At 57.9% G+C, this 20,997-nt stretch carries 8 protein-coding genes; 2 read left to right on the top strand and 6 right to left on the bottom strand.

What is annotated here, in order from left to right; genetic code table 11:
* The first annotated feature begins 28 nt into the window (after window positions 1–28).
* Window positions 29–748 (top strand): carbohydrate-binding family 9-like protein, encoded by a 720-nt coding sequence (locus M017_RS0115970; RefSeq protein ID WP_031499131.1) that lies wholly within the window; start codon window positions 29–31, stop codon window positions 746–748.
* On the opposite strand, the gene M017_RS0115965 is transcribed toward M017_RS0115970, so the two are convergent.
* The 4 genes from M017_RS0115965 to M017_RS0115950 all read right to left on the bottom strand — a co-directional run bounded on the left by M017_RS0115965 (window position 729) and on the right by M017_RS0115950 (window position 16,547).
* Window positions 729–4,904, bottom strand: a complete 4,176-nt coding sequence (locus tag M017_RS0115965) for a putative Ig domain-containing protein (RefSeq protein WP_080507839.1) — start codon at window positions 4,902–4,904, stop codon at window positions 729–731. The two genes, M017_RS0115970 and M017_RS0115965, sit on opposite strands and share 20 nt — an antisense overlap.
* A gap of 88 nt (window positions 4,905–4,992) precedes the next feature.
* Complete coding sequence (locus M017_RS0115960; RefSeq protein ID WP_031499129.1) at window positions 4,993–10,488, bottom strand: putative Ig domain-containing protein; 5,496 nt, start codon at window positions 10,486–10,488, stop codon at window positions 4,993–4,995.
* 248 nt (window positions 10,489–10,736) lie between these two features.
* Window positions 10,737–15,500 carry a putative Ig domain-containing protein gene (locus tag M017_RS0115955; RefSeq protein WP_031499128.1) on the bottom strand — a complete coding sequence of 1,588 codons (4,764 nt, stop codon included), beginning with the start codon at window positions 15,498–15,500 and terminating at the stop codon, window positions 10,737–10,739.
* A gap of 63 nt (window positions 15,501–15,563) precedes the next feature.
* Window positions 15,564–16,547, bottom strand: a complete 984-nt coding sequence (locus M017_RS0115950) for a hypothetical protein (protein ID WP_031499127.1) — start codon at window positions 16,545–16,547, stop codon at window positions 15,564–15,566.
* Window positions 16,548–16,611: 64 nt separating this feature from the next.
* Between M017_RS0115950 and M017_RS0115945 the strand changes: the two genes are divergently transcribed.
* Window positions 16,612–17,886 carry an MFS transporter gene (locus M017_RS0115945; protein ID WP_155121440.1) on the top strand — a complete coding sequence of 425 codons (1,275 nt, stop codon included), beginning with the start codon at window positions 16,612–16,614 and terminating at the stop codon, window positions 17,884–17,886.
* On the opposite strand, the gene M017_RS0115940 is transcribed toward M017_RS0115945, so the two are convergent.
* A complete protein-coding gene (locus M017_RS0115940) occupies window positions 17,883–19,643 on the bottom strand; it encodes an alpha-amylase family glycosyl hydrolase (RefSeq protein ID WP_031499125.1) in 1,761 nt (586 codons plus the stop codon). The two genes, M017_RS0115945 and M017_RS0115940, sit on opposite strands and share 4 nt — an antisense overlap.
* A gap of 111 nt (window positions 19,644–19,754) precedes the next feature.
* Complete coding sequence (locus tag M017_RS0115935; protein WP_031499124.1) at window positions 19,755–20,909, bottom strand: hypothetical protein; 1,155 nt, start codon at window positions 20,907–20,909, stop codon at window positions 19,755–19,757.
* Between the last annotated feature and the right edge of the window lie 88 nt (window positions 20,910–20,997).

Here is a 20,997-nt window from a genome sequence, read left to right as displayed (position 1 = left end):
GATCATAACCGATAGAATATCCACGAGAATGAAACTTTTCACCGCTTTTGTACTAGCACTGACAGCCTATGCTCAGCCACCAACCATGGAGGTGAGACGAGCGAGCCAGAAGATCGTTGTCGATGGAAAGCTGGACGATCCTGCGTGGAAAGACGCACAAGCAGTAACATTCCAATTTCCTTGGGACAAGCAGAAGGGGGCAAAGCAGAAGACCACGGCCCGTCTGCTTTGGGATTCGCAATACCTCTATATTTCCTACGATTGCGAAGACAACGACCTCACCGCTCACTTTGAGAAGCGTGATGATCCTACCTATCGCGATGATGCTGTCGAAGCCTTTATCAATCCCCGTCCTTCCCAAACCGATGTGTACCTGGGGCTGGAGATGAATGCCAAAGCAACCCTCTATGACTACGTGTATTTCCAGAGCCGCTACTTGCTGAAGCGCCTCAATCTCGAAGGCGTACAACTGGCGACACATCTCCGAGGGACGCTGAATGCCAGCGGGGATCGAGACGAGGGCTGGAGCCTGGAAGTGGCGATTCCCTTCACTGAGTTTGAGGGCATCGGCGATGGAAAAGTACCACAGCCCGGCGACAAGTGGGCCCTGAACCTAAACCGTTGGGACGGTACAGAGCCCGAGAGGCGGCTGAGCCAGTGGAGCAACTCGATGCTCCCGGAGCCGAATCCTCATCAAGCAAAACAATTCGGAACAATTGTGTTTGTGACTACTGCACCCAAACCGTAACCTTGCCGGTGGAACGGTTTGGACCAACCTGGACGATTATGCTGTTCTGCCCTGAGACTGTTGCCGAAGGGAGCTGTACGTTCATCTGAACCACGCCCTGCACCAGACCAGGAGCGTTCCCCGCGTAGTGGACTGTTGCTGGTTGGTTGTGGATCGAGACCAGAGTTTGCTGGTGCAAGCTCGAAATGCCCGTAGATACTTGTCCTGCAATACCATCAGGAGTCATTGAGCCTGCTCCCGTCAGATAGAGCACGATGACAGAACCTTGCGCCGCCGGATTCGACTGGGTGTTGACGGAGCCGTTCTGGTTCAAGATGGCTCCTGGACCTTCGCCGCTTCCGTTCACGGTGAAGAGTCCGGGCTTGGAAGAGACGACCGGGAGTAAGAAGGGCGCAGACTGCTGGCCTTGGTATTCAACCACAACGCGGACCGAGGTCTTGGTCGCGAGGGTATAGGGTGCAATGACGCTGAGTTGGCCGTTGCCAGTATAGATCAGAGGAGCAGGCACGCCATCGAAGAGTACTCTTGTGCCAGCTAGCTCGGCCGGGACAAGATTGTCGATCAGGGTAAAACTAGTGAGAGTCGCGGGCCCGAATTGGGCGCCGAAGAGCGTGAGCAACTCTCCGGGAGCGATGCCGTTGGCGGCGTAACTGGCGGCGCTGGTGATAGCCGCCAGGATGGGAGAGGCGAGCGGCGCGACACTGACAGAGAAATATGCGCTGGCGGTGGAACCATTCGAGTCCGTCGCCTTGACGGTAAAGAAGTAGGGCGCGGGGGTGGTTGGGATTCCAGTGAGTTGGCCGGTGCCTGCGTCAAGCGTCAGTCCAGGGGGCAGCGATCCGGATTGGAGGCTCCAACGATACGGGGACTTGCCGCCTTCCGCATTGAGAGTCTGGGTATAGGGTTTCAGCGCCGTACCGCCTGGAAGGCCGGGAGTGGTGATCGCAAAGCTGGTGCGGGCGACCTGCACGCTGAGAGCGAGATTGCTACGGAAGCCATTGGCCGCCTCGGCGATCAGGCCAAAGGTGTAGTCGCCTGCGGTGGCCGGAACTCCACTGAGAGTTCCGTTGGCATTGAGCGTGAGGCCGGCCGGGATCTCGCCGAGAGCGCTGCCGTGAAGCGAGTAACGGAAGGGTGCGTTTCCGAGCGTACCAGCGGGAACTGGAACAGAGTAGGCCGCTCCCACTGTTGCAGGCGGGAGAGCCGTTGCAGCGGTGATCGGAATCGTCAGAGTGGAATCCGTGTACAGATTGTCCGCGTCCGTGACTCGTAGGGTGACGCGATAAGTTCCCGGAGCAAGAGATGCACCCGTGATGCTACCGCTGCGATCGAGGTTCAATCCAGGGGGAAGACTCCCAGCACTGATGGACCAGACATAGGGCGTCTTGCCTCCGCTTGCGGAGGGAGCGAAAGAATAAGGGAAGAAGAGCAAGCCACCCGGAGGCGCAAAGGCGCTGATGGTGGGAGGCGCGACAGCCGCAGCGATCTCGATGGTAAAGCTGGCCTCGCCGCTCTTTGCCGTTGTGTCGGAGACGCGAATCTGGAAGGAATAAGAACCTGCAGTTGCCGCAGTTCCGCTGATGGCGCCATTACCATTCAAGAACAATCCTGGCGGAAGACTCCCGGCGGACACAGAGAAGGTGTAAGGACCAGTGCCGCCCACAACACTGAGAATCTGACTGTAAGTCCGTCCGGTGGAGCCTGCCGGTAGGGAAGTTGTCGTGATCGTCAGACCACCTGCTTCGATGAAGAGAGTAAAGCTTGCTTGGGTGGAAAGTTGTCCTGCATCCTGGACCCGCACCGTAATGGGATAATTCCCTGCGACCTGCGGAGTGCCGGAGAGGAGACCGTTGCTCGCAAGAGTGAGGCCCATTGGGAGTTGGCCAGCCGAGGCGGACCACAGGTAGGGAGCGGTTCCTTCCCTAGCAGTGAAGGTCAAAGAGTAGGGCTTACCAGTTTGTCCAGCAGGGATTCCAGAAGTGATGATGATGGGAGCAGCACTCGCAACAGTGAGGCTGAAGGATGCATTGACGGTAATGCCGGTGGCGTCGCGCATCTGGATTCCGAAGCTGGAGACACCTGTTGCCGTCGGTGTTCCAGAAAGCAGCCCCGCAGGAGAGAGGTTGAGGCCAACAGGGAGTGCTCCGGTGAGCAGCGAATAGAAATACGGCGCAGTGCCACCAGAGCCGTTGAAGGTGTAGCTGTAGGGTTGGTTCATTTGCGCAACGGGCAAGGTAGCAGAAATGAGTGTAGGTGGGTTCTGCGCAATCGTAATGGTGAAGGGGCTGCGGATGCTCGCACCGCTAGCGTCGGTCACTTGTACGGTAAAGGAAAAGCTGCCCGACTGTTGCGGCGTTCCAGAGATCAGACCTGCACTCGACAGAGTGAGTCCAGGAGGAAGAAACCCGGAATTGATTGTGGACAACAGTTCAAATCGAAGTGGATAAGAACCGCCTGCCACGCTCAGTTCCTGTGAGTAGAGTTGATTCAATTTCCCAGTGGGCAGCGCGGTCGTGCGAAACGAAAGATTGCTGGCGATCACCTGCAAAGTGAGGAAAGCTGACGAAGAGCTGCCCGCAGAGTCTTGGACTCGGACACTGAGCGTCACAGCATATCGGCTCAAGGGGGTGCCGCTCAGCAATCCAGACCGGCTCAGCGTCATACCGGGAGGAAGCGGAGAATCCGTAGAGAAGGAATACGGCGCTACTCCTCCTGTTGCACTGAGTAAGTAGGAGTACGGCGTATTTGCGGTGGCATCCGGCAAGCTCGTTGTGGTGATCGAGACAGCCCCGCTTGTCTGCCCGCCAACAACGTAGGGATAGTTTTGTTGCACGGTCGCGCCCGCAGCATCGCGAACTTGAATCGTGACCTGACCCGCCCCAGGATAAGTTGGAGCACCAGAGATCAGCCCATAAGGATCGAAAGTCAATCCATTTGGCAAGGCCCCGACTGCCTGTGTGTAGATGTATGGCGGAACGCCTCCGACCGCATTGAGTTGGATGGATACCCACTGGCCCACACGGAATTCAGGCAGAGGGACAAGAGGAAGGGCAAGGGCTGCGTTCGATTGACCTACGTCTAAGAAAAGAGTTTCCATCGAATTCGCAGGATCCGAAACACGAACGGTGAAGGCATAAGTACCCACGACATTTGAGGTCCCCGTGAGCATCCCATTAGAGGCAAGGGTAAACCCACCTGGTAAGCGTCCACTGATTTGCTGAACCGAATAGGGTGAAGATTCCGCGCGGAGGACACTCGAAGAATAGAAATTGCCAGTAATAGCTTGTGGCAGTTGAATCTGCAGGATGGATCGCTCTACATTCAAGGTCACGGAGCCACTAGCCACAGCGTTATTGGCGTCGGCTGCTCGAACAGTGAAATTACTGCTTCCTTCCTTCGTTGGCGTGCCCATGATGCGTCCATCTGGCAATAGGTACAATCCGTCCGGGAGTGCACCGCTGGTGATGGAGTAGGTGTATGGCGGCATTCCATTCTGAGCACTCAATTCCGCAAAGTAAGAGACATCCACTCGAGCGGTAGTGAGCGTGGTGGGACTGAAAGTAAACGCGGCCGAACCCACATTCACCGTATAAGTACGCGCCACCGAATTTTGTGAAATGTCCTGCGCGATGGCGGTGAAGGCGTAGGTTCCAGCAGTCGTCGGGCCCCCCTGTAAACGCCCATTTGCATTCACCAATCCCGGCGGCAAAGTGCCCTCAATATTGATGATTGGAATATTATCTGCATTCACCATTTTCAGGTCCAGACTAAAAAGTTGCCCCGCGACCAAGCCCGTCATCTGATCTGGTTCCAGGAAGGGCGGGCCAGTGGTGACACGCTGCGTGAATCCCCCTCTTGCAATGGTTTGATTCTGGTCCTTGAGCTGTACCGCGGCTTCAACGTTGCCGACCTGAGTGGGCGTGCCCGAAATGACTCCGTCTGAACCGAGGGTCAAACCTGAAGCGAGAGAGCCCGAATTGATCTGCCACTGGTAAGGCAACCCGCCGCTTACTGGAATTTGGGGCGAGAACGGTCGCAGTTTCGCTGTATACGACTCACCCAACTCACCGTCAGGCAGTTGAAGGGATGCTAGAGAGAATTCGCCAAATGCAGAGAGCGAGAGAGCGAGGAGGAGTAGGACATGTAAGTACAGCATGGACGACTTCGCTCATTATCCATGAATTCTTATGAAAAAAGGCTGAGCTATTTGAGTAGCTCAGCCTTTTTGGGGAGGTCGGTTTCGTTTACTGCACCCAGACGCTAACGTTTGCGTTGCTGCGATTGGGTCCGATCTGGACCGAAATCGCATTCTCTCCCGAGACCGTTCCAGGAGGCAGTTTTACGTTCACCTGAATCACACCCTGTACGAGACCCGGAGCATTACCCGAGTACTGCACGGTGGCGGGTTGGTTGTTGATGGTGACCAGAGTCTGCTGGTTCAGGCTGGAGGTTCCGGACGATACATCGCCTTCCACTCCTTCGGGGGTCATCGAGCCACCACCAGTGAGGTAGAGAACAACAACCGACTCCTTTGCCGCGCGGTTCGAGGAGCTATTCACCGAACTGTTCTGATTGAGAATCGCGCCTGGACCACGGCCACTGCTATCGACCGTAAAGATGCCGGGCCGCGAGCTGAGCACGGGCAAGAGGAACGGAGTGGATTGGTAGGTCTGATATTCCACCACCACGCGAACTGAGTGTTTGGAGACCATCGAGAACGGCGTTACGACACTCGCCTGGCCATAGGAGGTATAGATCACCGGCGCGGGGACGCCGTCAAAGAGTACACGAGTCGCGGCCAGCAGGCTTGGGACCTTTCCGTCGACCAGGGAGAAGCTGGTTAGATTCTGCGGGCCTAAGGTACCACCGAAGAGCGTAATCAGTTCTCCCGGCACCACGCCATTCGTCGCATAACTGGCAGCGCTGGTAATCGCGTGGATTACTGGCGAGCCCGGAGCGGCAACACTGATTCCGAAGTAGGAATAGGCGCTTGTGCCATTTCCATCGGAGACCTTGGCCGTAAAGAAGGTCGTGCCTTGAATCGTTGGCGTTCCGCTGATCTGCCCATTCAATGGATTGAGCGTGAGGCCATTCGGAAGCGTACCCGAGGCAATCACCCAGTTATATGGCTCCTTGCCACCTGCTGCAGTCAGGGTCTGACTATAAGGGGTTCCGGAAGTCGCGCCCGGAACGCTGGGAGTGAGGATGGAGAAGTTGCCACCGTGCACCGTGAGAACCAGAGCCATGTTGCTCCGGAAGCCGCTTGTATCTTGAGTCAGAACGCCAAAAGTATATTCCCCAGCCGTAGTCGGTGTACCCGTCAAAGAACCATTCGCATTCAGAATGATCCCGGGAGGCAGATCCCCGAGCGCATTCGCGTTGAACGTGTAGGTAAAGGGCGCCCGGCCCACGGCCGGCGCTGGAGCCTGGGCCGAGTAAGCGCTGCCCACCGTTCCGGAAGACAAGCGATTGGCCGGGTTCACGGTAATCGTGATCGGAGCTTCCACCCGCGTGTTGTCCGCATCGGTGACTCTCGCCGTAAAGCGGTAGATACCCGGCGACAGCAAAAGGCCGTTTAAGGTTCCGGTCGACTCCAAGCGCAAACCGTTTGGAATGGTGCCGGCCGGAATGGCCCAGGTATAGGGCTCCCGTCCGCCTGTCGCGGTGAGAGCAAAGGAGTAGGAGAAGAACAGATTGCCCGTTGGAGGAGCGAGGGCACTGATCGCAAGAGCCGACCCGCCACTGTTGATCAAGACGGAGAAGGTTGCGTCGGCGCTCTGCTGCGCACTGTCCGTAACACGGAGAGAGAAGGTAAAGGTGCCCGGCGTATTCGGAGTTCCCGACATCTGCCCGCTGGGATTCAACGATACACCTGGGGGCAGGATGCCGGAACTCAGCGAGAAGATATAGGGCGCCGTACCGTTTGCCGCCATGAGGGTCTGATTATAGATCTGACCCACAGTGCCGGCGGGCAGAGCTGTCGTGGTGAAGGAAGGACCACCCTGTGTGATGACGAGAGTGAAGGTTTTCTGGACCGACAGATTCTGCACGTCTGTCGCACGTACCGTGAAGGTGAAAGTGCCATCAGATTGCGGTGTCCCGGAAATGACACCGCCAGAGGAAATCGTGATTCCAGGAGGTGGGAATCCGGAGGTAATCGTCGAGACAAGTTCGAAATTCACCGGTAGTTGACCACCCGTAGTTTGCAGCGTATGGCTGTAGGCTTGGCCCACACGTCCGCCCGGCAGGGAGTTGGTCGTGATCTGCAGAGTACTGTTAACTACGCTGAGGACCAGCGTTGTGGTGGAGGTGGCAGAAGCAGAATCCGTCACGCGGAAGCCGAGCGTGGTGCTGCCAGCCTGGGTGGGCGTGCCCGACAAGAGCCCGGACTGGGAGAACGTGATGCCATTTGGAAGAGAGCCACTGATCAGACTGAAAGTGTAAGGCGTCGTGCCACCACTCGCCTGGAGCGAAACCGCATAGGATTGCCCCACACTCGCCGTCTGCAGTGAAGTGGTCAGGAACTGAACTGTCGATTGGCCAATGGCAAGGTTCAGCGCGACTGTGGCGCTGCCACCCGCGTTATCGGTCACCCGGAAGGTGAGATTGTTGAAACTCGAGGAAATCGGAGTTCCGAGAATCTGTCCGTTGAAGGTCAGACTCAGCCCGGACGGCAGGATTCCGCCAACCAAAGAGAACTGATACGGCGCAGCACCACCAGCAACCTGGAGTTGCACATTGTATTGCTGGCCGATATAGCCTTGCGGCAGGCTGGTGGTGGTGAAGGTGAGGAGACTAGAGCCCACAGTGAGAGTCAAGTTGGCCTGCGCCGTAGCGCCACCGACATCCGTAGCCCGAACCGTCACTGGATAGCTGCCACTTGTCGAGGCGACACCGGAAAGAGTCCCCGAACTCGTAAGACTCACGCCGTTCGGCAAGCCGCCCGCAACGATGGTGTAGCTATAAGGAGCTGAGCCCCCCGTGGCACTCAACGTGGTTGTAAAGAACTGGCCGACCTGAATGGTAGGAAGCGTGGTTGTCGAGATATAGAAGCCAACGCTCGTGATATCGATACTCAGCGCCGTCTGCGTACTCTGGCCGCCATTGTCATTCAACTGGACAACGAAGCCGTAATTCCCTGGAGTGGTGGGGAGACCTGTGATGCCCCCCGTACCGCTCAATGTCAGCCCAGGCGGCAGCGAGCCGCTCTTGATGGAATAGCTATACGGGAAACTGCCTCCGACCGCAGTGAGCCCCACGTTGTAGTTGAGATTCACCTGCCCGGTAGGAAGACTCGTCGTCGTAATCGTAAGCGAACCCGCGCTGTTGATGGTGATGGAGAAGTTTGCCGTGGTGCTTGCCGAGGCGGCATCACTTGCCTTGATCGTAAAGTTGAAGGTTCCGGCGTTGGTTGGAATTCCGCTAATTCCACCTGCTTGCGTCAGACTCAGACCAGCCGGCAAAGTACCGGCAGTCTGTTCGAAGAGATACGGGCCTGTGCCACCACTTGCCAGAATCAAACCGCTATAAGAACTGCCGACTAGGCCTCCCGGGAGCGACGTGGTGGTGATGGCGAGCGTAGACGAACTGATGCTCAACGAAAGGCCGAAAGAAGCCGTGACTGAGGCCGCATCCTGGATACGAACCGTGAAGTTATAGTTCCCACTGGCCGTTGGAGTTCCACTCAAAACACCGTTGTTGTCCATGCTCAACCCGGTGGGCAATCCACCGCTTGTAATCGAGTAGCTATAGGGACTCGTGCCACCTGTGGCAGTCACTGTCGCGCTGTATGGCTGATTCAAAGTACCGGAGGGAAGGATGAGGCTGCCGATCTGGATATTCGAGGAATTGACGCTGATGGAGAAGGTCGCCTGAGCTTGGCGGCTCTGCGAATCGAAAGCAAGAACAGTGAACTGGAAGGTTCCGGAAGAATTTGGAATCCCCGAGATCACCCCGTTGGAGCTGAGGACCAGACCGTTCGGCAAGGCGCCCGCTGTGACATAGAAGGTATAGGAGGGAGAGCCACCAGCCGCAGAAATCGTGGCGTTATAGGGCTGGTTCAGCACCGCAGAAGGCAACGATTGCGTCGTAATGGTGAGAGAGCTGCCACTGGTGACGTTGATCGACAACGTGGTCTGAGCCACAATTCCCAGTGCGTCCTGCACGCGGAAGGTCATCTGGTAACTTCCGGTACCGGTGGGAGTACCGGTGATGCCACCGGTCGCACCGAGTTGGAGCCCTGGAGGCAAAGAGCCACTGATGATGGAATAGTTATAGGGCGTTGTGCCACCTGCCGCAGTCAAAGTGGCAGTGTAGGTTTGTCCCAACTGGCCATTGGGAAGCGCCGTCGAGACAAAACTCAATCCATTGCCAGTCACTGTCACCGTCAACTCCCGCTGAACGGTGGAGCCGGAATTATCTGAAACACGAGCAAGGAAGGTATAGGTGCCAACCGCACTTGGAATTCCCGCGAGCGACCCGGTGGTACTCAGAGACAAGCCCGGCGGCGTGTTGCCGCTGAGGATCTGGAAGGTATAAGGCGTGACGCCGCCAGAAGCGATAATGCTGGTCTGGTAGTTCTGCGAGAGAACCCCATTGGGGAGCGAGGTAGTGGTAATGGTCAGCGAGTTTGAATTCACCGCGATGCTGAAGGAAGCGGATGCGGTTGCATTCGTGTTATCCCGCACCTGGACGGTGAAGGGATAACTACCAGGAACCGTTGGAGTTCCACTGAAGACACCATTGCTCGCAAAGCTAATGCCCGCGGGTAAAGCTCCGGCGATAATCGAGAAAGTGTAAGGGGCGGTTCCATTTACCGCGCCAACACTGCTGGAATAGACTTGACCAAGCTGGCCGCTGGGCAGTGCCGTCTGGTTGATGGCAAGTTGGGCCGCAGCAATGGTGATGGAGAGCGGTTTCGTTGCAGCTTGCCCCGAACCATCGGCGACACGCACAGTAAAATTCGCCGTACCAACAGCACTCGGAGTGCCGCTGATCAGACCGCTTGAAGTGATGGATAAACCCAATGGCAAAGTGCCGGCAGAGACACTGAAGAAATAGGGTTGCAGCCCGCCCGAGGCGCTGAGGCTCTGGCTGTAAGAAGCGCCCACGCTGCCTGAGGCAAGAGAAGGAGTCGAGATCGTTAAGGCGTTGGAATTCACCCGGATGCTGAGTGCGGCCTGGGCTTTAGAGCCGCCAGAGTCCGTCACCTCGACCGTGAAATTATAGGTACCTGCCGTTGACGCACTCCCCTGAAAGAGACCAGACGCGATAATAAAGATCCCGGGCGGCGGTGTTCCACTCACGACATTCCAGGTATAGCCGGAACTGGAACCTCCGGTCGCTGCCAGGCTGGCAGTATATCCCTGTCCTACTTGCGCGTCGGGAAGAGCGGTAGTCGTTACCAGCAATCCGCTTGGATTGGCCACAAAAAGGGAGAGAGGAAAGTCTTTTGACGTGGAGGCGCCATCCGTCACACGTACGGTGAAACTAAAGGACCCCGAAGCAGTGGGAGTGCCGGATAAAACGCCTCCATCGCTGAGCGTGAGTCCGTTCGGCAAATTTCCCGCGACTTGCGCGTAGCCATAAGTACCGACGCCACCCGTTGCCTTTAAAGTGTTCGTATAAGGGACCCCCATGGTGCCAGCTGGAACACTATTCGGCGATAGCGAAATCTCCGCAAAGCCGGATATTGCGGTGAGAAAGAGGCAGAGGATGGGGAGCAGACGGAAGAACGACATAGATTCCTTAACAAAATGAACTATAGCCTTCAGCATAGTTCATCCGTATCCCATCAGATACATCCAGTTGCTGGTCTGAGGCGGGAATCCCAGAAATTGAACGCGTCAATTCCGCAGTTGCCCCGTGATCTGGAAACAGGATATTGGATCCAATCACGCAAAAGCCGGGATTACCGTGATCGCATTTCCGGAAGAAGACATTTCTTCCAGAAACGGCGATCTTGGCAATCCCGGCTTTTTGTTGCCGGTTATTGTACGTAGACCGTCACGGTTGTCGTGGTGCTGGCGGCACCAGAATTGATGACAATGTTGTTTGCTCCGGTCTTGGTACCGGTAGGCAATTTCACATTCACCTGAACAATCCCTTCGACGAGTCCCGGCGAGTTCCCCGCATATTGGACCGTAGCCGCGAGCCCATTGATGGTGACGGCGAGGGCCTGATTCAGCATGGAAGTTGTTCCGGTTGCGATCATTCCCGAGGCATGCACGGGCGTCATCGCCCCGGCACCGGTGATGTACAGACTCACAATCGACCCTCTCATCGCCGCATTCGATGCCGTATTTACAGTGCCGTCCTGATTCCCGATGGAACCCGGTCCGGAGCCACTGGCATTCGCCGTAAAGAGCGCCGGACTGGCCACCAGGACATTGGCTAGGTAGCGGTTAGAGACCGTCCCGTTGTACTCGATCCGGATGGCGACCGTGGACCTGCCACCAATCGACCAGGGCACCATTGCCGTGATCTGATCCGCACTGGCGTACAGGATTGGAGCCGGTGTGTCATCAAAGAAAACACGAACTCCCTGCAAGGTGGAGGGAACGACTCCGTTCACCGCAGTGAAGTTTGCCGGTGTCGTGGGTCCGGCGTTCGCCCCAAAGAGGACAACCGCCTCTCCAGGTACCACGCCATTGGTGGCGTAGTTTGCAGCACTTGCAACCGCATTGAGCGTTGGAGCTCCCGCCACACCAATACTGAGTTCAAATGACTGGTCGAAGCTGTGAGCAGCTGCGTCCGTCACTCGGATGGTGACCGGGAAGCGGCCAGTCGCCGTTGGGGTTCCGGAGAGGAGGCCTGCCGGGCTCAGGGTCAAACCTGCCGGCAACGAACCACTTTGCACCTGGTAGGTATAGGGACCGGTGCCGCCCGTCGCCGTGACATTCTGGCTATAGGGCGAGTTCACGGTTCCGGGAAGCAGGTTCAAGGACGTGAAGCCAAGAGCGCCTCCTCCGACCGTGAAGGTGAGCGTGGAGCTGGTTGAGGCTCCAGTGGCGTCCGTAGCCCGCAGCACGACGTTATAGTTCCCTGTCGCTGTGGGAGTTCCAGAAATCACGCCGTTGGATAGCGTGAGGCCTGGCGGCAGCGTTCCAGAAACCAGCTGATAGGTGACGGCCCCCGAACCACCCGTGGTGGTGAGGTTGTAAAGATAGGGCTGGTTCAGATTGGCTACCGGAATGGGGCCCGTTCCAAACTGAAAGCCTCCCGCAGTCACCGTAAACGGATAGTTCGCCAGAACGATTGCGCCCGTGGAATCCTGGGCTCGAATCGTCAGGTTGTAGCTTCCAGGCTGGGTGGGCGTGCCTGCAATGTTTCCGACCGGGGTGAGGAAGAGGCCAAGAGGCAGAGGGCTCGTCACCGAGAAGGTGTAGGGAGCCGTGCCACCCGAGGCCGAAGGAGTGAAGAGATAGAACTGTCCACTCGTGGCCGATGGGACGGAGGAGAAGTTCAAGATCAGCGAAGACTGCGTTGTGGCCGCGAACTCGATGGTCGTGTTTGCGGTGGCTCCGGTGGCGTCTGTCACCTTGAAGGTCACGGCCGAGACCGGTCCCGCGGTGGTGGGAGTGCCGGAAATGACACCGTTCGCATTCAAGCTGAGACCCGCCGGTAAACTGCCGGAGGTGAGCGCGAAGCTATACGGAGGAACCCCTCCGGCGGCCTGCAGGCTCGTGTAATAAGGCTGCCCCACATAAGACGGATAGAGCGTAATGTTCGTAAAGGCGAGGGACGCCGCGCCTACCGGGACCGTGAAGATCTGTTGGTAGCTGACGCCAGCCGCGTCGGTAACGCGCAACACCACCGGGAAGCTTCCGCTTGCGGTCGGTGTTCCAGACAGAGTGCCGCTCGAGCTGAGAGCCACTCCTGGGGGGAGGGCCCCACTCACCAGACTGTAGGTATAGGGAGCCGATCCGCCGGTGGCGACGAGGCTCTGGCTATACAATTCCCCGACGCGCCCGGCCAGGAAAGAGGGTTGGCTGAACGCGAGAGTTGAGGAAGAGACATTCAGGCTGATCGGCGCCGAGACTCGGGCTCCAATATCGTCGATCACCTGGATTGTGACAGTCGTATTGCCCGCTGTGGTGGCCGTGCCAGACAGAATCCCGTCCCTCGAAAGGGTGATTCCAACTGGCAATGCACCATTGACGACGCTAAACCGGTACGGCCCGACGCCGCCGCTCACCTGCAAGGGCACAGAGTAAGGCTGGCCGACACGAATGGTCGTGAGATCGGTACTGGTGAACTGCAAACCGCTCCCACCGCCACTGCTGGCACTGGTGAGCGAGAGATTCGCGTTGGCGGAGGAGCCGGAGGCATCCGTCACCCGAACCACAAACTGGAAGGTGCCGGTCGCTGTCGATGTGCCGGACAAGATCCCGGCGGAAGACAAACTGATTCCGGCCGGCAATACACCGCTGGCAACACTAAACAGATACGGCGAGGTGCCGCCGGTGGCGAGAATCGATACGTTATACGCCGCGCCAATGACAAAGTTTGGCAGCTGCGCGGTGGCGATGCTGAGATTCGTTGCACTGCTCACGCTAAGCGGGAAGGAGAACAAGGAGGTCGCACCCGTGTTGTCCCTCACCTCAATCGTGAAATTGTAGGCTCCGGCTGCGGCCGGGGCTCCACTGAGAACGCCATCATTCGAGAGAGCAAGGCCCGAAGGAAGGCTGCCTTCCACGACCCTGTAGGTATAAGGTCCAGTGCCACCGCTCGCAGTCAAGGCCGCAGAATAAATCGTGCCCACCTGAGCTCCCGGGAGCGTACTGGAGAGTCCGATGCCGGAGGCATTGACGTGAAGCGTGTAGTGCGCAACTGTACTGCTGTTGGAAGCATCCGTCGCCTGGATGGCGAACGAGAAGGCCCCCGCAACCCGGGGAGTTCCCGAAAGGATGCCAGCATTCGTCAGACTCAGACCCGCCGGCAAACTTCCCACCGTCAGGAAGAAGCTCACGGGAGCAGTTCCTCCGGTGCCGGCGAGAGTGGCCGAATAGGGCTGATTCAAAGCTGCAGAGGGGAGTGATGTGGTGGTGAAGTTAAAGCCGGATCCGGTGACAATCAGCGTCAGGGTGAGAGTTGCCGTTTCGTTGTTCGCATCGACCACCCGGAAGGTCACCTGATAGACGCCACTTTCCCGTGGGACGCCGGAGAGGTTGCCATTACTCGAGAGGGTGAGGCCAGTGGGAAGGGTGCCGGCGATGACGGTGAAGGAATAAGGAGCTGCCCCATTCACCGCACCAAGCGTGCCCGTATAGGCGCTTCCCACTTTCGCGGCAGGGAGTCCGCCACCGAGGAACGAAAGCGTGCCACTGGCAAAACTGATCGTAAACCGTCGCTCGACACTCTGCCCGGCCGCATCCAGCGCCCTGGCCGTGAAGCTGTAGCTTCCGGTCGATGCCGTGGGGGTGCCGCTGATGGCACCAGAGGAGGAGAGGGTCAAGCCAGCAGGGAGCGAGCCGTTGACGATCGTAATTGTGTAAGGAGCAGTGCCGCCAGTCACGGAAAGACTCGCGTTGTAAGCCACACCGGTGCTCGCTAAAGGAAGCGTGGACGTGGTGAAGCTCGGAGCCGTACCGCTGTTGGTGACCGTCAGTGTAAAGCTCTTCTGCGCGGTCTGCTGATTCGCATCTGTTGCCGTAATGGTGATTGAGTAGTTCCCCGTCGCCGCGGTGGTGCCGCTAAGCGTGCCACCAGTGGACAGGCTCAAGCCGGCCGGCAGCGATCCGCTGGTGAGGGTGAAGGTAATCGGCGCGGTTCCGCCCGTACTTAAGAACTGTTGGCTATAAGCCACTCCAGTCTGCACGGGAGCCAGAACCAGATCGCTGATCGAGAGCGGGCCGCCGCCGGAGGAACCAGTCACCACGAGCGTGAAAGAGGCCAAGGTGTGATTGTTTGCGTAATCGGTCACTCGTATCACAATCGGGTAATTGCCCGCAGTGGATGCGGTTCCCGCGAGAGTGCCCGTCCCCGACAGCGTGATTCCGCCCGGAAGAGTGCCCGACTCCATCGTAAAGATATAGGGCGGCGTACCGCCAGAAGCCGTTAAGGTTTGGCGATAAGCCACTCCGGCCGTGAGGCCCGGCAGTGAGGTCTGGTCGATCGCGAGAGCAGTTGCATTCACCAGCAGCGACACATCCACCACATAGCTGGATCCGCTTTGATCTGTAACTCGAATGGTGAACTTATTCGTGCCAGCTGTTGTGGGCGTTCCTGTCAGGTGTCCTGTACTGGACAAACTGAGCCCCGTAGGAAGGGGAGAAGAAGAGGGCAGAAGATCAAAAGAATAGGGAGCAGTCCCCCCCGAAGCAGCGAAAGAAAAATCATAGGCGGCGCCGCGAACGGCAGCCGGAAGATTGGTGGTTGTAATTGAAAGACCATTGGTGGCACCGATCCGCAGACTGAGCGTAGAAACACCACTCACCGCGAGATTATCCGTCACGCGAATGGACAGGGCATAAAGACCGGGCTGAGAGGGCGTGCCGGAGAGCACCCCAGTTGTTGTCAGCGTAAGACCTGCCGGCAGGGTGCCAGAATTCACCGCATAGGTGTACGGCATCGTACCGCCAGCAGCCGTCAGTGTGTAATCGTAGGGTTGACCTTGTGCACCATTCGGTGGAGAACCCACTAAACTAATGGCGCCAAATGCAGAAACGGAGAGCAGCGCAAGCATGCCAGAGAGCAGCATGCCCCGCAGGGCTGGAATCCCAGCCGAGGGAAGAGCTAGAGTGAGTTGCATTCTGCGTATTAGAGGGGACTTGCCTGTTGCTGTTACCGATTGAGACAAATCAGCCAGCAAGATTTAAGGCCGGAATGCAAGCAATTTATCCAGTGAGGCGACCTGAGTATCTTTCTTTCTCATGCCATCGAGGAAAGAAGTGACAAAGCTCTGTAGGTTTCCATCCTTGGGAACGCGAATGACGGTCCAATCAATTGCAATCGGAAGAACGATCTCATGTCCTTCGTGTTGTGTGGAGAAAGTGATGCGTTCACCAGCCAGACGGCGCAGGGCCGCACGATGGAAATCGAGATCGAGGTTCTGGCTATCCACCACAACCAGACACTCTTCGGTAAATGGCGAAATATCATGCGCGGCAGGCCAGCGCACGAGCAGAATCTGGATCACATGATCCATCAGGCGCTGCGCGACAACCTCTCCATAGCGCTCCCGGATCGCCTGGATGCGCCGCAAGCGCAGGATCGAAACCGCCGGCCCCACTGCAGGGTCCGGAGGCACATGAGAGCGAAGTACAGAAACGTGCTGATTCATCTTGGACAAGTGCTGCGCCAGATCGTCCTGGTTCTCCTGTTGGGTCTTCCGTGCCGTGGTGATCTCAGTGCGTAGTGCGCTTAAACACGAATCCAGATGCCCCCGCAACAGATGAATGTCATCGAGAGTCTGGCCGGCTTCAAAACGCTCCCGGACGTTCTCGAGCCCTGCCAAAAGTTGTGTCTGCGTTCCGGCACTCCGGTGGAGCAGCGTGGCCAGCGCGCGGATGCTGGTGGCAAGATCGATCCCAACGGAATCGATACTGCCCGTCAGCCCCCGGAAGTATTGCTGGATGGAGGCGCAAACTTCTTTGCCCTTCTCGAGGATTGAGGCTTCCGGCTGGTCGCTCTTGACGCTTTCCCAAGCCGCGTCGAGGGCGGTGGAGACCGCTTCGTGATTCAGACTCTTCGCCCGGATCAGATTCGCCTGGAGCGATTGCGTCAGTAAGGAAAGAAGCCGAGCGGCGCCATCCTCCGACGAGGAGACCGGCCGGCTATACGGAAACAGCGTGATCATTCAGATCGATGGCCTCAGTCTTTCTCTTCGACCAAACGAGCACTTTTGATAATGTTTTAAGGACGTGGCAACAACAACGACGGCTCCCTTGGGGCAAACTCTCGGTTCGCTCAGCGAAGGCAAACGCTGGACGATTCTCGCTTTGCTTTGCATCGGCTTCATGGTGGCCTATTTTGACCGAGTGACACTCTCGGTCGCGCTGGCCGACAAAGAGGGATTTCTCAAATACTTTCAGCTCACCAATCGTGATCGCGGCCTGCTCAATAGTGCGTTCTTTTGGAGCTACGCGTTGCTGCAAATTCCGGCCGGCTGGCTGGTGGACCGCTATGGCGTGAAGTGGACTTATGCCCTCGGGTTCCTCCTTTGGAGTGTAACTAGTGCCGCCACTGGTCTGGTGTCGGGCTTCCATACCTTGTTTCTGCTGCGCATTCTGTTGGGGATCGGCGAAAGCGTGGTGACCCCGGCGGCAATGCGCTGGATTCGCTTCAATTTCGATGAACAGCGGCGCGGAACCGCAGTGGGCATTCTGATGGCCGCCGCAAAACTGGGCCCCGCGGTGGGCAATTTTCTCGCCGCAAAGCTGCTGCTCGGCTTTGGGTGGCAGATGATGTTCCTCATCATCGGAGCGGGCAGTCTGCTTTGGCTGGTGCCCTGGGTGTTCCTCATGAAGAACGATGACCGGGCGCGCGAGCAGCAGGCCAAGCAGGTCAGCGGGGGCCAGGAAGTGAGTCTGGCCCGGGTCATGGCGAGCCCGGTGATCTGGGGCACGATTGTCGGCACCTTCTGCTACCAGTACTTTGTCTACTTTGCGCTCACCTGGATGCCTGCCTACTTCAAGGAGTCCTTCCACATGTCGCTGAACGATAGCAGCATCTTCACGGCAGCAAGCTTTCTGTGTATGGCGGTGATTGCGACGCTGGGGGGCTTTGCCGCCGATTCGCTGATTGCGGGCGGACGCGATGCGGTCACCGTGCGCCGCAGCTTTACCATTGCCGGATTTGTCACCGCAGCATTGGGGTTGGTAGGAGCCTTGAATACACCTGCCGAGGTGGCGATGTGGATGGTAATTGCCTCGTTGGGCGGCCTTGGATTGACCACGGCCAACTATTGGGCGCTCACCCAGACGCTGATCCCCGGCGGGGCCGTAGGCCGCATTGTGGGCGTGCAGAATTGCGCAGCCAACATCCCGGGCATTGTGGCGCCGATCCTGACGGCCTGGCTGATCGATGTGACCGGCGGATATCGCGGCCCGATCATGGCTGTGTTGTTTTTCCTCTGTCTCGGCGTGACGATGTATCTCACCGTCATCAATCGCAAGTACGCCCCGCAGGCTACCTAATCCTGCGAAAAGATGAGGAGTGCGTAGGGAGGCACATTCACCCGCGCCGTCTCCCCTGCCTCGACATCCCGCACCTGTCCTCCGAAGTCGGGATCGTAGATCATCGCAGCACTGCTCAAGCGTAAGCGCCAAAGTCCGGGAGACGGAAAACGCAGTTCCACCCCCACTGCTCCGTTTGCCGAGGCGTTGAGCACGATGACCGTGTCGTCTCCAGCGCCGCCGGTGTGTCTGCGAATGGCCGAGAGTAGCTTCTGCTCCTCGTTGAGAAGTGTCACTTCGAGATGCGATCCGGTCAGACCCCGTGTCTTCCCGCTCCGGTTCAAACGATGGTGGATCAGATCCCGGTGCAAGGCCACAATGCCCGAAAAGCGCTCGGCTCGCGACCAGTCGAGCGGATCGGAATCCTCAAACCATCCCGGTGTCAGAAACTCCTGTCCCTGGAACAGCATGGGCGTACCGGGGGCGATGAGAGTAATGGCCGAGCCCAGCGTAGCGCGCTTGCGCGCATACCAACTCTCGGGGTTGGCGGGATCCACTTCCTGCACCACGCGGGCCTTGCCGTTGGCGACCTCATCGTGCGATTCACTATAGATCAGCTTTTGAAAAGGGTCGCCATTGAAGGTTGCCGAGAGCAGGTCGACCAAGCTCTGCATTGAGCGATGCTCGTCCAGTGGGGTGGTGAGAATCTGCCGGAGCGGGTGGACGAAATTTGCGGTCCATTGCGCATGGAAGCCCGCACCGCCTTCGGCCGTTGCCTTGGTCAGGTACTCGTTGTTTTGCAGATCCTCCGCAATCAGCACTTTTCCAGGGAACTGGTCGCGCACCGTCTGATTGATCCATTGCACCAGGGACCAGCCATCCGGCAGGTCGCCAGTGGGATCGGCCGCGCCGTTCACTTTGCGGATGTAGACAGTCGCGTCATAACGCAAACCGTCTGCCCGGTACTCCCGGAGCCACATCATCGCGTTGTCATGGAGGTACTGACGCACCTCCGGACGTCCGTAGTCGGGACGCGTGGCGCCCCATGGTGTCTCTGCTCGCCAATCGTTGTAGAAATAGATCCCGCCCCCCTCGCCCTCGTGCCAGGAATCAAAGCGCCACAGATCCAGATCGCTCGGGCCAAAATGGTTGTAGACAACATCCAGAATCACGGCAATGCCGTGCTCATGCGCGGCCTGGATGAAGCGCTTGAGAGCATCGGGCCCGCCGTAGGCTCCTTCCACCGCAAAGGGATGAGACGGGTTATAGCCCCAGCTCAGATCTCCCGCGAACTCCTGCACGGGCATCAGTTCCACTGCATTGATCCCCAATTGCGCCAGATAGCCCAAGCGCTCCCGAGCGCTGTCGAGCGTCCCCGGCTTCTCCACTCCGGACTTCGCGAAAGATCCCACGTGCAGCTCATAGATCACAAGCTCGTTCAGCGCGGCGCAGACAAAATGATCCTGCCCCCAATCGAAGTTGTCCTGATAGACAACCGCATTGCCCACCGAATTGGTCACCTGCTTTGCGTAGGGATCGATACGGTTCAGCATTTCCTCCCCGGTATCGATCGCAAAACGGTACTCATCGCCCGGTTTCGCATCTGGAGTATCAACGGCCCAATAGCCGTTCTCCTCTGGCAGCATGGGAAGTGCGTCTGGTTTCCAATCGTTAAAAGACCCAATCACGCGAACCGACTTCGCATGTGGAGCCCAGACGCGGAAGCTTACCCCTCGGTCATGCAGGATGGCGCCCATCCCCGCATGGATTTGATGCATCGGAACAGTAGCAGTGGACACCCACAGCCTGCATGCAAGATTGATGCCAATTCCCGGGAGCTCAGTGGCTACCCGAAGTGTGACGTTTTTTCCTTCGCTTGCCTGGAATTACTATTCCTTTTTGACCTGCCCGGGCAATAAAACGTGGTGGTAGACGTAGGAACTCTGTACCGGAATGCCTTGCTTGAACTCAACCCGGATGACGGCTTGGAAATAGCGGGGGATCTTACCGTTCTTTCCACGCAGCCGGTCGGTGAGCTCTTTTGCCCGCTTCGGGTTTGTCATCCAATCGGCGGCGGCATAGGTGTCGGGAGATGCGTTGCCGGCCATGATCAGAAACTCGCCTTCACCGGAAAGCCCAGGTGTCCGGCTGATCAGGGCGTGCGTCACGCCTTCCGCGACAGGACCGACAATGATCCGGTCTTCGAGAAAGGCAGGCTCACCAGCAGCAGGCTTCAGATTCCGAATGCCACTTGCTTCGATGATAATTTCCTGGGACATCGGATTGGCCTGCAATTGGAGATTGAACTTCGGCGGACCGAAGAACACAACGTCATTGTCGACCACTTGCTGCCAGGAGAGGAGATTGCTGCGCGTGATGGACATGTCCTGCTTGCGCAGGGCCAGCAGCCGCGTGGAGGCGTATACGGCGCTCGCCTCCCCGGCGCCGGTGAAGGCGTAACTCGGAAACAGGTCGGTTTGTACGCCAAGAGCCTTGCGGACGGCCGCGAAGCGATCGCTCTTCTCTACTTCTGGAATGGTGTTGGTTCTGGGGTCGCGGAAGAAACCGAGATTGGGCACCCGGACAAAGAGCGGCACCCCGAGGCAGAAGAGGAGCGGACGCTTGCTCTCGAGAAAGGGGGTCCAGAGCTCTTCCAGTTCGGGAGTCCACCGGGAGACGGCCGGGGTCTGCGAGCGGGCGGCGTTCCACCAGCCTATGCTCGTGCCGATTGTGACCAGGAGCAGGAGCCCCACCAGGATCTTGAGCCGGGTTCGATCGTCAGCCCCAACAGGATTGTCAGGCCGCTGCTCGAACTTGAGCTGAAAACCGCCTTTGGGCAAGGTGATGCGCAGGGGAGCGTCCGGAGCTTCTGCCTGGTAATAAGCCATCAACTTCTGGCGCAGGCGGCCCACATGCAGACGGACGATGGAGTCCTGCCGGGGGTCATAACTGGAGGGCTTCTGAAAGGCTTCGAGCCCGATCGTGTATTCTTTCAGCGATTCCGCTTCACCGGCGAGGCTCTTCTCGGAGAGATATTGCAACAAACGACGATGGGATTCCGAAGTAGAAAAGGTTTTACTGCCAAGTAACCTCTCTACTTCCGTTCGCGCAACTTCAGCCTCAACTCCCATG

Origin of the sequence: Bryobacter aggregatus MPL3, from assembly GCF_000702445.1 — a bacterium.
Taxonomy (GTDB): domain Bacteria; phylum Acidobacteriota; class Terriglobia; order Bryobacterales; family Bryobacteraceae; genus Bryobacter; species Bryobacter aggregatus.
Note: the sequence above shows the minus strand (reverse complement) of the source record. Positions and strands in the feature narration are given on the sequence as shown.